A 12,125-nucleotide genomic window follows, 5' to 3' on the forward strand; every position below is an offset into this window, starting at 1 on the left:
CCCCCGCACAGCGGCTGGCCGCGTTCTACGCCGCGATGGTCGAATTGCTCGACACACACGCGCATCTGGTGCTGGGCGCCGAGATCGGCGGCGCACGCTTCACGACCGGTGCTTACGGCTTCTGGTACGCGCATGTACGAGGACTGCTGGTCGCGGCGGGCATGCACGAACCGGACGCATTGGTCGACCCGCTGCTCGCGCCGCTGGCAGCGGAGGTCTACCGGCAACAACGTGAGCGCGGCTTGACCTCCGGACAGATCGCCCACGCGCTGCGGATGATCGCCGAAACCGTTCTCGGTCCAGGGTGATTCCACGAAAACGAAACCGGCGGTGGACAACCACCGGTTTCGATACCCCTCGTCGCTCACACCAGATCGCGTCTGCGCATCAGCCAAACCGTGCCGACCGCGAACAGCACCGAATAGACGGCCAGCACGACCAGCGATTCCGTCGGCGAAAGAATCTGCAGCACACCGGGCGTGGCGGGACCGTCCACGGTGCGCATCGCTCCGGCCAGCGACCCGGCCGCCGTGCCGGGCAGATGATCGGTGACCACCTCGATCGGCGCGAAGATCCCGGCCACGCCGCGCAACAGGTTCTCCACCACCAGCACCCAGACCAGGCCGAGGCCCACCGCGAGCGCGGGCCCACGGGCGATCGCGCCGATCAGCGCCCCCGCCAACGTCCACATACCGAGAATGGCCACGCCGGTGGAAATTCCGAGGAGCGACCGATCCAGTGCGGGCATGGTGAGCGCCTGCGACTGGGACGCCGCGATCAGCGCGGCGACCGCGATGTCGACGACGAATGCCGCACACACCAGCGCCACCACCACGGTCGCGAGACTCACCACCACCGCGGCGACCGCTTGCACGCGCGAAGGCCCTTGGGTGTAAACGGTTTTCCAGGTTCCCCAGCCGTATCCGCTACCCACGGTCAGCGCGCCGAGGACGAGCATCAGCGCGCCGCCGAACATGGCCATGCCTTGGGTGAATACTTCGGGAACCGCCGCGGGCAGCATCTGTCGCAGCAATGCCTCGCGCGGCAGCCCGTTGGACATCCGGCTCGATCCCCCGGAGGTGTAGGCCAGATAGTTGAACAGATACGCGAACGTGAGGTTCAGCAGAATCCAGGTTCCGAGAACGATCCAGAATGCCGGCCACTTTCGCAGCCGCAGCATCTCGGCATTCGTGCTCGCGATCAGGTCCCGGATCGCCATGCCGTTCATCGCGCCGCCTCCCATCGCGTCATCTCGAAGAACACTTCTTCCAGGGACTTCTCCTCGACCCGCAGCTCCAGTAGGTCCGCGCCCGCCGCCACGACCGCACGCGCCACGGCGGGCGCGGTGACGGTGTCCGACTCGATCCGGATGCCGCTCGCGGTCAACAGCGCCGAACGTCCACCCACCAGCCCGCGCACCGCGGGCAGAGCCACCTCCACCGGCTCGGCCCGCACCACCAGCGACGAGTTGCCGCGCAACTGCGCGACCGTCGCTTCGGTGCGCAGCCTGCCCTGCGAGATCACGCCGACCCGGTCGCAGATCGCCTGGACTTCGCTGAGCATGTGACTCGACAGCAGCACCGTGCGCCCCTCTGCGGCCAAAGCGGTGATCAGCTCCCGCATTTCGGCCATACCGGCAGGGTCGAGGCCGTTGGTCGGCTCGTCCAGGATGAGCAGGTCGGGGTTGCCCAGCAATGCCGCGCCCACGCCGAGGCGCTGTTTCATGCCCAGTGAGTAGGTCCGGTACTTGTCCTCGGCGCGGCCCGCCAGCCCGACTCGCTCGAGCGCGTCCTCCACCTCCGGGCGCCCGAGCCCGCGATATTCGGCGAGCACGCGCAGGTTGTCCCGGCCGGAAAGGTAGGGATAGAACCCGGGACCCTCGATGAGCACGCCGATCCGGCGCACCACCGCTGGATCGCCGGGCCGATGCCCCGCGACGGTGGCCGTACCCTCGCTCGGACGGATCAGCCCGGCCAGCATCCGCAGGGTGGTGGTCTTGCCCGCACCGTTCGGGCCGAGGACGCCATAGATCTCGCCGTACGCGACGCTCATGCTCACGTCGTCGACAGCGGTGTGCTCCCCGTAGCGTTTGGTCAGCCCTCGGGTGACCACGATCGAATCTGCCATGCACCGAGAATCCGCCGCCGACCCCCTGCGGACATCCGTCGCCGGGCGACGATCCGCATACGTAGCTGGAACGACGGATCGATCCGTGGCCAGTGTCGGATCAGCTGGTGCGGAACCGCTTACATGGTCTGCGAACACCCGAATCGGTGCAATTTCCGCGAAATACGTTTCCAGGCGGACGTCGAATCACGACCGAGCCGCATAGGCTACGTGGGTGCGGGTGGCAGGGATGACAGAGCGGAGTTCGGTCGGCTGGGATTGGGGCGTCGCGCTCGTCGTCGCCGCGGTTCAGTTGGTCGGAGGCACTTTCGCGAACATGCGGCAGACCGGAGTGCACTCCCTCGACGCGCTCGGTTACCTGCTCTTGCTCGCCGGCCCGGTGGCGCTGATCCGGCGCCGCGCGCAGCCGCTGCCCGTGCTGATCGTCGTGCTCGCCGTGTGCCTGGCGTACTTCCTGCGAGGCTACGGATACGGCCCGATCTTCGTCTCATTGGTCGTCGCCTTCTTGACCGCCGCGAGCAGCGGATCACGATGGTGGACTTATCCGCTCGTCCCGCTCGGGTACCTGGCGCTGGTCTGGCCGCTGCCCGCACTGCTCGACCGCCCCGCGAACCTGTGGCAGGTGTTCGCGCTGATGGCGTGGCTGGCCGTGCTGCTGCTGGTGGCCGAGGGCATCCGGCAGCGCAAGGCCGTGCTCGTCGCGCGCGGGCAGCGCGCCGAGGCCGCGCGCCGGGACGAGGAAGCGCAGCGTGAGCGGCGGGCCAGCGAAGAGCGGCTCGCCATCGCCCGCGAGCTGCACGACGTGCTGGCGCACAGTCTGTCGATGATCAACGTGCAGTCCTCGGTGGCGCTGGAACTGCTCGACAAGCGCCCGGAGCAAGCGGAGACGGCGCTCACGGCGATCAAGAACGCCAGTCGCGACGCCCTCGCCGAGGTGCACGCGCTCCTGCACACGATTCGGTCCGGAAGCGCACCCGCGACGCCCAGCGAGCAATCGCCCACAGAAGAGGCGAACGCCGAGGAGACCGGCCGCACAACCGAGGCCGAGCCGCCACCCGCCCCGCGTACCCCCGCGCCGAGCATCGGCGATTTGGACGACCTGTTGCAGCGCCCGCGCAGCACCGGATTGACCGTCACCACGCGAGTGCTCGGCACCCCACAGCAATTGCCCAGCGTCATCGACGTGGCAGCGGCGCGAATCATCCAGGAGTCGCTGACCAACGTGCTCCGGCACGCACCCGGCGCCGACGCAACGGTGACGGTGCGCTACACCCCGGACTCGGTCGACATCACCGTCGACAACAGCCGCCCGACGAGTGCCCCGTCGCGCTCCGGCAACGGCGGCGGCAACGGCATCATCGGCATGCGCGAGCGCACGCACGCCCTCGGCGGCGCCCTCACCGCGGGCCCGCGCCCCAGCGGCGGGTTCCGGGTCGCCGCCCGGCTGCCCACGCGAACACCCGGACCCGACGCGGCCACGGCGTCACCGGGAGTGCGCGGCGCCGGGGCGGCGGCAGCGAGCCGGAACAACGCGGCAGCACAAGCACCGGATCAGGACACCGCGACGACGAGTACGCCGAGACGCGGCGTCGCGGCCGCGACGAAAACCGAACAAAGCGGCACGACATCAGACGCACCCGAATCGAGCGCCGCGGGATCGAAGCCTGCCGGGAGATCGCGCTCGACGACCACGGCCACATCGAACACGACCGGCCCGAGCGAGAGCGAGTCGCGTGCCACACCGGACCGACCCGCTGACACGGCCGAACGACCGAGCACCTCGGCCGGTCGCGCGCAGCGCTGACGGGATCGCCGGCCGACCGCAGAGGAGATCCGATGCACGACCACCACGATTCGGTCCCGGCCCACGCTCCCTCCGGCGGCATCCGGGTGCTGGTGGCCGACGACCAGGCGTTGGTGCGTGGCGGGTTCGTGGCGTTGCTGGATGCCCAGGACGGCATCGAAGTGGTCGGCGAGGCGGACAACGGGGAGCAGGCCGTGCGCATGACCCGCGATCTGCGTCCCGACGTGGTGCTGATGGACATCCGCATGCCCGTCCTGGACGGCTTGGCCGCCACCCGCGTGATCGCCGAGGACCCCCTGCTGGCCGCGGTGCGCGTGGTCGTGCTGACCACTTTCGAACTCGACGAGTACGTCTTCGAGGCGATGCGCTCCGGCGCGACCGGGTTCCTGGTGAAGCACACCGAACCGGCCGATCTGGTTCGTGCCGTCCGAGTGGTCGCCGCCGGCGACGCGCTGCTGTCCCCCGGCGTGACCCGCACGCTGATCGCGGAATTCTCCACACGCGCGAAAACGCCGCCGACGGCCACGCTCGCCGAACTCACCGACCGCGAACGCGAGGTGATGACGCTGGTCGCCGAGGGTCTCACCAACGCCGAGATCGGCGAACGGCTCTACATGAGCCCGGCGACCGCCCGTACCCATGTCAGCCGCATTCTCACCAAACTGCACGCCAGAGACCGCACCCAACTGGTGGTCATGGCTTACGAATCCGGACTCGTCCGCCCAGGCTGGCAGTGAGCGGCCGATCGTTGCCCAGGAGCCGGACTGCTTCGCCGCACTGCCATGGGAACCGGAATCAAACGACCCAGGCACCCATCCTCCGAATAAAGACGCAGGACGGCGACCAGTCAGTGGGCAAACCCGCGCCGAATTCCGTGATTCGCGGTCGGACCATCCGGCAGAGTGAGCCTCCCGCCCCTTCTTGCGCGTTCTTCGGCGCGCGACTATGGCCAGGACCAGGCACAGCCGCAGACCAGCCCGAGATTCTTCCTCCTCGCGCGGCGCGCCAGCGCAGTGCGACACGGTCCGACTTCTCCCGATATCAGCCAATAGCAATTTCTCAGCGAACACTAATTGTCCGGCCTGCTGCCGATTAGCAAATAACTGGTAAATCACCGCGGGCAGAGCCTTCGGGCTCTGGGCGTACGTATCCAGGCGTATTCCGAGTGCCGACGCGCGACCGATGCCCCCGGCATGCCCTTCGGCGCAGTCTTTCGTCATGAATATTTTCACTCGACCCGAGGCCGTGAGTTTTCTGGCCGACCACTACGACGGCGGATGGCACCCCTGGCCGTTCTTCTGGATTTTCCCGCTGTTGTTCTGGCTGACCGTCGTCACAGTGCTGGTCTTCGCCCGGAGGCGGTTCATCGGACGTGTGAGCGGTATCGGCGCGCTGCGCACCGCGTTCGCCCGGGGCGAGATCACCGAGGAGCAGTACCGCAGCAGGCTCGCCGTCCTGAGCGAACCGCGACACAAGCCCTGACCGGCCCCGCTTGCACGATCGGGAGATCCCACCATGAGCATGACCTTCGGCATCGTTCTCACTCCGCGTTCGGGAGCGGACTGGGCGCGCGAGGCAGCCGCCGTCGAACAGCAGGGCTACCGGACCATCCTGTTGCCGGACACCCGGTTCACCCCCTCGCCGTTTCCGGCCCTCGCCGCGGCGGCCGCCGTCACAACCACCATTCGGCTGCGCCCGAACGTACTCGCCGCACCGCTGCGCACACCGGCCGCCACGGTCAGGGAGACCGCGGCATTGCAGCTGCTGTCGGACGGACGTTTCGAACTCGGAATCGGCTCGGGACGCCCGGACGCCGCCGCCGAAGCACAGTGGCTCGGCACGTCCTGGGGTTCGCCCGCGCAACGGCGCGCGCAGCTGGTCGCCACCATCGCCGCCGTGCGGGCTGGAGTGAACCCCACCCCACCGGTCGTGGTCGCCGCCAACGGACCCAGAATGCTGGCGACGGCGGCGGAATTCGCCGACCGCATCCTGCTGGCCGCGGCACCCGGGGCCACCGAGTCGGAGCTGGCCGAGCTGGTCCGCACCGCACGGGACGGTACCGACCGCACCCTGCGCTTCACCCATCAGGTGGTCGGCATCGGGCAGCGGCTACCGATCTGGACCGCGACGAAGCTCGGCCTGACCGCCGCCGCCCTCGCGGACGCGGGCGCAGCGGGCATGATTCCCGCGGAACCGTCCGCCGCCGCCGAAATCCTCGAGCGACGCCGGGAAAAGTACGGCATCGACGAGGTGATCGTGCCCGCTGAACTCGCCGCTGACTTCGCACCGATCCTCGCCTACTTCGCCGACCACGATTCCTGACCCGGCGCAGCGGGCGACGCCGAATACGAAAAGCCCGTGCCCACAGGTGGGCACGGGCTTTTCGCTTGCGGCTTACTCGCCCGAGGCGGCCTCGGTGGAGCCTTCCGTCGCGCCCGTCAGCACGACTTCGGGCTTCTCCTCGCTCGCGGCCTTGGTCAGCTTCGCCTTACCGGTGAAGGTGAACTTCGCGTCTTCGCCGGAGCCCTCGCCGTCCCAGCCCTCGACGTCGACCTCGATGGTCTGGCCCGGACCGATCTCGCCGAAGAGGATCTTCTCCGACAGCTGGTCCTCGATCTCGCGCTGGATGGTGCGGCGCAGCGGCCGGGCACCGAGCACGGGATCGAAGCCACGCTTGGCCAGCAGGTTCTTGGCGTTCGGGGTGAGCTCGATCGCCATGTCCTTGTTCTTCAGCTGCGTGGCGACGCGGCCGATCATCAGGTCCACCATCTCGACGATCTGCTCGTTGGTGAGCTGGTGGAAGACGATCACGTCGTCGATGCGGTTGAGGAACTCCGGCCGGAAGTGCTTCTTCAGCTCGTCGTTGACCTTGAGCTTCATCCGCTCGTAGTTCGAGCCCTCGTTGTTCGACTGGGTGAAGCCGAGACCGACGGCCTTCGAGATGTCCGAGGTGCCGAGGTTCGAGGTGAAGATCAGCACCGTGTTCTTGAAGTCCACGGTACGGCCCTGCCCATCGGTCAGGCGGCCGTCCTCCAGGACCTGCAACAGGGTGTTGTAGATCTCCTGGTGGGCCTTCTCGATCTCGTCGAACAGCACGACCGAGAACGGCTTGCGGCGCACCTTCTCGGTGAGCTGGCCGCCCTCTTCGTAGCCGACGTAGCCCGGAGGGGCACCGAACAGCCGCGAAGCGGTGAAGCGGTCGTGGAACTCGCCCATGTCGATCTGGATGAGCGCGTCGTCGTCGCCGAACAGGAAGTTCGCCAGCGCCTTGGACAGCTCGGTCTTACCGACGCCGGACGGGCCGGCGAAGATGAACGAGCCGGACGGACGCTTCGGATCCTTCAGCCCGGCACGAGTGCGGCGGATGGCCTTGGAGACGGCCTTGACCGCGTCCTCCTGGCCGATGATCCGCTTGTGCAGCTCGTCCTCCATACGGAGCAGACGGGTGGTCTCCTCCTCGGTGAGCTTGAACACCGGAATACCGGTCCAGTTCGCCAGCACCTCGGCGATCTGCTCGTCGTCGACCTCGGCCACGACGTCCAGATCACCCGAACGCCATTGCTTCTCCCGCTCTGCCCGCTTGGCGACGAGCTGCTTCTCCTTGTCGCGCAGCCGCGCGGCCTTCTCGAAGTCCTGCGCGTCGATCGCGGACTCCTTCTCCCGGCGCGCCTCGGCGATCTTGTCGTCGAACTCGCGCAGGTCCGGCGGAGCGGTCATGCGACGGATGCGCATCCGCGCGCCCGCCTCGTCGATCAGGTCGATCGCCTTGTCCGGCAGGAACCGGTCGTTGATGTAGCGGTCGGCCAGGGTGGCGGCGGCCACCAACGCGCCGTCGGTGATGGAGACCCGGTGGTGCGCCTCGTAGCGGTCGCGCAGACCCTTGAGGATGTTGATGGTGTGCTCGACGGTCGGCTCGCCCACCTGCACCGGCTGGAACCGGCGCTCCAGGGCGGCGTCCTTCTCGATGTACTTGCGGTACTCGTCGAGGGTGGTCGCGCCGATGGTCTGCAGCTCGCCGCGGGCCAGCTTCGGCTTCAGGATCGAGGCCGCGTCGATGGCGCCCTCGGCGGCGCCCGCACCGACCAGCGTGTGCAGCTCGTCGATGAACAGGATGATGTCGCCGCGGGTGTTGATCTCCTTGAGCACCTTCTTCAGGCGCTCTTCGAAGTCACCGCGGTAGCGGCTGCCCGCGACCAGGGAGCCCAGGTCGAGGGTGTAGAGCTGCTTGTCCTTCAGCGTCTCGGGGACCTCGCCGTTGACGATGGCCTGCGCGAGCCCTTCGACGACGGCGGTCTTGCCGACGCCGGGCTCGCCGATCAGCACCGGGTTGTTCTTGGTACGGCGGCTGAGCACCTGCATGACCCGCTCGATCTCTTTCGAGCGGCCGATGACCGGATCGAGCTTGCCCTCGAGCGCGGCCTGGGTCAGGTTGCGACCGAACTGGTCGAGCACGAGCGAGGTCGACGGTGTGCCCGCCTCGCCGCGCGAACCGGACTCGACCGGCTCCTTGCCCTGATATCCCGACAGCAACTGGATGACCTGCTGGCGCACACGGTTGAGATCGGCGCCCAGCTTCACCAGCACCTGCGCCGCCACGCCCTCGCCCTCACGGATGAGGCCGAGCAGGATGTGCTCGGTGCCGATGTAGTTGTGGCCGAGCTGCAGCGCTTCGCGAAGGCTCAGCTCCAGCACCTTCTTGGCGCGCGGGGTGAACGGGATATGACCGGACGGGGCCTGCTGGCCCTGGCCGATGATCTCCTCCACCTGGCTACGCACGCCTTCCAGCGAAATGCCGAGCGACTCGAGCGACTTGGCCGCGACGCCCTCACCCTCGTGAATCAGCCCCAGCAGGATGTGCTCGGTGCCGATGTAGTTGTGGTTGAGCATCCGGGCCTCTTCCTGGGCCAGGACAACGACACGCCTCGCGCGGTCGGTGAACCTCTCGAACATCGCTCCCTCACTCTCCTGCTCCGACATTCTGGCAACAGACGCCGCAGTGTGCTGTGTACAACAACCGTGGGCGTCAGCCTGCCATGAAGCCCGGGGGTTGCGGCCCCCGCCTCCACTCTAGTTGGCGGGGGATGCCACCGCCGCCGGTCCACCCTATTGCCGACCGGCGACAGCACGGTCATTCACTCATAACGTGGGCGTCGCGGGATTCGTTTCCGGCCGGGTTTTGCCCTCAGCGAACAAACCGTCCGCCGACCGGATCTGCGCCGCACACGTACGACCTCGGCCGCCTACCCCGTGTACGGGTCGACGAAACCGCAGGGCACCGGGCGTTGATGAGCGGGATCGAGCGCGTTGAGCACGTAGGTCGCGGCCCTCTTGCTGCCCGCTATGCCCGTATGCCCAGAGTAGTCCGTCGCGCAGCCGTCCTGAACCACGATGTTGGTCACATGGGGGCCCGTGACCAGGCCGGAGGTATACGGCACCACCAGTTCGTCCAGCTGGGTCGCGATATTGGTGTAGGTCACGTCGGGGTGGTAGACGCCGTCCGCGTTGAGTTCGCGCACGAACTCCGACCCTTGCAACACCTGCCTGCAGGCATTGCACGGCGATCCGGCCACGGCGTCGAACAGCGGACCGAGGCCGAGGCGTGTGCCGAACGCGTTCAGGTCCGCCATGCCGTACGCGTTCGAGCCTTGCCACGGCGGGGCCAGACCGACCATCTTGTCCACCTTGCCCGCGCCCGCGAGCCGTTTGACGAAGTAGTTGCCGATGAAGTTGCCCTGGGAATGGCCGATGAGGTCGACCTTGTGCGCACCGGTCGCGGAGCGCACCCGGTCTACGAAGGCGGCGAGCTGGGCCGCGCTCTGCTCGATCGGGAGCATGCCCCCGATGGCCGACGCGGGCCACGGCAGGTCGTAGGCGCCGAACGTGGCCGAGTACACGCAGTAGCCCTCGTTGGCCAGCAGCGGCGCGTACACGCCCCAATTCGTCTGTGCGCCACCGCCCGTGCCGTGCACGAGGACCACGGGGTTCGGATGCTCGGAGTTCGGCCGGCACGACCAGTCGTTGGTGCCGGGCAGCGAACCACCCGGATTGGACAGTTCGGCGGGAATGCCCGCGAAGAAGTTGAACTCGACCGGATATCGCTCCTGCGCGTGCGCAGCGCCCGCGGTGGCGCACACCGCGGCGAGCAGAACGATGAACAACGAAAAGCCTGGGACACGCCGCACGATAGCCTCCCGGTCCGGATCGTCTCCGGGGAAGCTACCGCACGGAGTGGCCCAGACGGCGCAGATTCCGGCGGGTCGTTGCGGAAACTAGCTCTGACCGAAGGCCGACGCGCCGGACCGGTACGGCGCCGCGTACTCGCCTGCGGCGATCCGGCCCGGCGCCGCCGCGGCGGATGCCTTCCCCTGCTGGATTCCCGCGACGAACAGCGCACCGCAGAGCACCAGGAAGGCCAGCGTGTGGAAGACGCCACGCACGATGTTCCAACGCACCCAGGCGGATTCGAAATCGGCGCGCACCGCCGCCGGGTCGGCGATCGACGCCGGGTCGCCCGCGGCGGCCAGTTGGTCGTTGAGCGGAACATTCAGCCCGGAGGTCACCGCGAAGGCGATCACGTTGAGCACCAGAGCCAGACCGATCCAGATCAGCGTGCTCCGGTGCTCACGTCCCAGATGCAGCGCCGCGGCCAGGATGGTGAACCCCACCGTGCCGAGGAAGCCGATCATGAACCAGGGATTGATGATCACCACGTTGATCTTCTGCATCGCATCGATCATCGCGCGATCGTCGGTGCGGGCCAGCGCGGGCATCACCGAATTGGCGTACGCGTAGAAAAGGCCCGCGACCAGGCCCGTAGCCAGTGTGGCGAGCACCAGTGCGGCGAGACGTGTGGCGGTCATGACTTCCTCCTGCTTCGGAAACCGGCCGGAGCCATCGCCCCGGTCGCTCGTCTCCGAGTCAAGCCGTCGCCGCCGTGACTCTCCATGGTCGAGAAGCTCGATCGGATGAGCGAGCGTCTACGGTGGACGTCTCAGAGGTCCCGATCGGAAATGAGCCCACTCTGCATGGCCAGTCCAGCCAGCCGCACCCGCTTCTGGTTCTGCGGCAGATCCTCCACCCCGAACTTGGCGAACAACGCGCGTAGATGGGTCTTGATCGCGTCGACGCTGAGGAACAACTCCTCGGCGATCTGCTGATTCGAGGCGGGAGTGGCGAAACCCGCGCCGTGCTTGTACGGGCGGCACAGCGCGACCAGGACCGAGCGCTGCGTTTCGGTGAGCGACCGCGCGGTGGGTATCGAGCCGGTGGAGGTGCGGGTGATGTCGTCGGATACGCCGCCGAAGTCGTGAAAGGACACCCGAGACGTACCGACCCGGATGACGTCGCCCGCCATCAGTCTGCGGCGGCCGACCAGCCGGTCCCCGTTGACGAAAGTGCCGTTGCGGGAGAGGCCGTCGTCCACGATGGTCCAGTGCGCACCCAGGTATTCGACCGCCGCGTGCAGCCGGGACACCTCCGCGTCCCAGCTCAGGGCGAGATCGGCATGCGGGGAGCGGCCGATGGTGACGCGGCCGCGGTCGGGCGTGAGCGTGAGCTCCTGCTGCCGACCGGCGTCATCGGTGAACCGCAAGAATGATCCGACGAATCCTGTCACTGCGCCGATACCTCACCTCTCCATACCGCCAGTGACCTTCGCACGCTTCCATGGTGCCGCTTCCCGGTACCACGAGCAAGATCGATTCATCCGCCGTGACGGGCCACCGTGCGAACCGGTCTCGCTGCTATATCGAAGCCCTATCACAAACAAGACCGCCGTCCCGACGTCGCACGATTCGCCGGGACGGCGGCCGGAAAAAGAACTATCCCTTCGCGGCCTTGTTGTACGCGTCGGTGATGTCGGCGGAGATGCGGCCCCGCGCGGACACCTTGTGTCCATTACGGCGTGCCCACTCACGAATTGCGGCGCTTTGTTCCCGATCGATCGAGACCCGGCTCTTCGGAGTGCCCGTTGCGGCCGCGGCGGCCTTGACCCGGCGCCGGCCGCTGACCCGGCGCGCATTCGAAACCCACTCCTCCAAACCGTCGCGCAGCTTCGCCGCATTTGCCGACGACAGGTCGATCTCGTACGACACACCGTCGATCGCAAACTCGATGGTCTCGTCTGCGATGGACTCACCGTCGACATCGTCGATCAGGCTAACGGTGACCTTCTTTGCCATGAGATGAACGTCCT

General features: G+C 67.6%; 11 protein-coding genes and 1 pseudogene. 5 read left to right on the top strand and 7 right to left on the bottom strand.

Annotated features, from left to right (window positions below):
* Window positions 1–308, top strand: a pseudogene (locus ABZW96_RS30115) (TetR/AcrR family transcriptional regulator); the annotation flags it as partial.
* Window positions 309–364: 56 nt separating this feature from the next.
* Here the strand turns inward: ABZW96_RS30115 and ABZW96_RS30120 are convergent.
* Together ABZW96_RS30120 and ABZW96_RS30125 are read right to left on the bottom strand one after the other, a co-directional pair.
* The gene (locus ABZW96_RS30120) at window positions 365–1,228 is read right to left on the bottom strand and encodes an ABC transporter permease (RefSeq protein WP_355079122.1); all 864 of its coding nucleotides are present in this window, start codon (window positions 1,226–1,228) and stop codon (window positions 365–367) included.
* Window positions 1,225–2,127, bottom strand: a complete 903-nt coding sequence (locus ABZW96_RS30125) for an ABC transporter ATP-binding protein (protein WP_355079124.1) — start codon at window positions 2,125–2,127, stop codon at window positions 1,225–1,227. Before ABZW96_RS30125 ends, ABZW96_RS30120 begins: the two co-directional genes overlap by 4 nt.
* Before the next feature lie 229 nt (window positions 2,128–2,356).
* Between ABZW96_RS30125 and ABZW96_RS30130 the strand changes: the two genes are divergently transcribed.
* The 4 genes from ABZW96_RS30130 (at window position 2,357) to ABZW96_RS30145 (ending at window position 6,253) form a co-directional block, all read left to right on the top strand.
* Window positions 2,357–3,931, top strand: a complete 1,575-nt coding sequence (locus tag ABZW96_RS30130) for a histidine kinase (protein ID WP_355079126.1) — start codon at window positions 2,357–2,359, stop codon at window positions 3,929–3,931.
* A gap of 32 nt (window positions 3,932–3,963) precedes the next feature.
* Entirely contained in the window at window positions 3,964–4,668 is a 705-nt protein-coding gene (locus ABZW96_RS30135) for a response regulator transcription factor (protein WP_355079128.1), read from the top strand.
* 481 nt (window positions 4,669–5,149) lie between these two features.
* Window positions 5,150–5,413, top strand: a complete 264-nt coding sequence (locus ABZW96_RS30140) for a hypothetical protein (protein WP_355079129.1) — start codon at window positions 5,150–5,152, stop codon at window positions 5,411–5,413.
* A 33-nt stretch (window positions 5,414–5,446) separates the two neighbouring features.
* Complete coding sequence (locus ABZW96_RS30145) at window positions 5,447–6,253, top strand: LLM class flavin-dependent oxidoreductase (RefSeq protein ID WP_355079131.1); 807 nt, start codon at window positions 5,447–5,449, stop codon at window positions 6,251–6,253.
* Between the two features lie 72 nt (window positions 6,254–6,325).
* On the opposite strand, the gene ABZW96_RS30150 is transcribed toward ABZW96_RS30145, so the two are convergent.
* The 5 genes from ABZW96_RS30150 to ABZW96_RS30170 all read right to left on the bottom strand — a co-directional run bounded on the left by ABZW96_RS30150 (window position 6,326) and on the right by ABZW96_RS30170 (window position 12,111).
* The gene (locus ABZW96_RS30150; RefSeq protein WP_355079133.1) at window positions 6,326–8,881 is read right to left on the bottom strand and encodes an ATP-dependent Clp protease ATP-binding subunit; all 2,556 of its coding nucleotides are present in this window, start codon (window positions 8,879–8,881) and stop codon (window positions 6,326–6,328) included.
* A gap of 290 nt (window positions 8,882–9,171) precedes the next feature.
* Complete coding sequence (locus tag ABZW96_RS30155) at window positions 9,172–10,065, bottom strand: alpha/beta fold hydrolase (RefSeq protein WP_355079256.1); 894 nt, start codon at window positions 10,063–10,065, stop codon at window positions 9,172–9,174.
* 135 nt (window positions 10,066–10,200) lie between these two features.
* Window positions 10,201–10,791 (bottom strand): anthrone oxygenase family protein, encoded by a 591-nt coding sequence (locus ABZW96_RS30160; RefSeq protein ID WP_355079135.1) that lies wholly within the window; start codon window positions 10,789–10,791, stop codon window positions 10,201–10,203.
* Window positions 10,792–10,922: 131 nt separating this feature from the next.
* Window positions 10,923–11,522 (bottom strand): FHA domain-containing protein, encoded by a 600-nt coding sequence (locus ABZW96_RS30165; RefSeq protein WP_355079137.1) that lies wholly within the window; start codon window positions 11,520–11,522, stop codon window positions 10,923–10,925.
* A gap of 229 nt (window positions 11,523–11,751) precedes the next feature.
* Entirely contained in the window at window positions 11,752–12,111 is a 360-nt protein-coding gene (locus ABZW96_RS30170) for an Lsr2 family protein (protein WP_039794672.1), read from the bottom strand.
* Window positions 12,112–12,125 lie beyond the last annotated feature (14 nt).

This window comes from Nocardia sp. NPDC004168 (genome assembly GCF_040610355.1).
Lineage (GTDB): Bacteria > Actinomycetota > Actinomycetes > Mycobacteriales > Mycobacteriaceae > Nocardia > Nocardia sichangensis.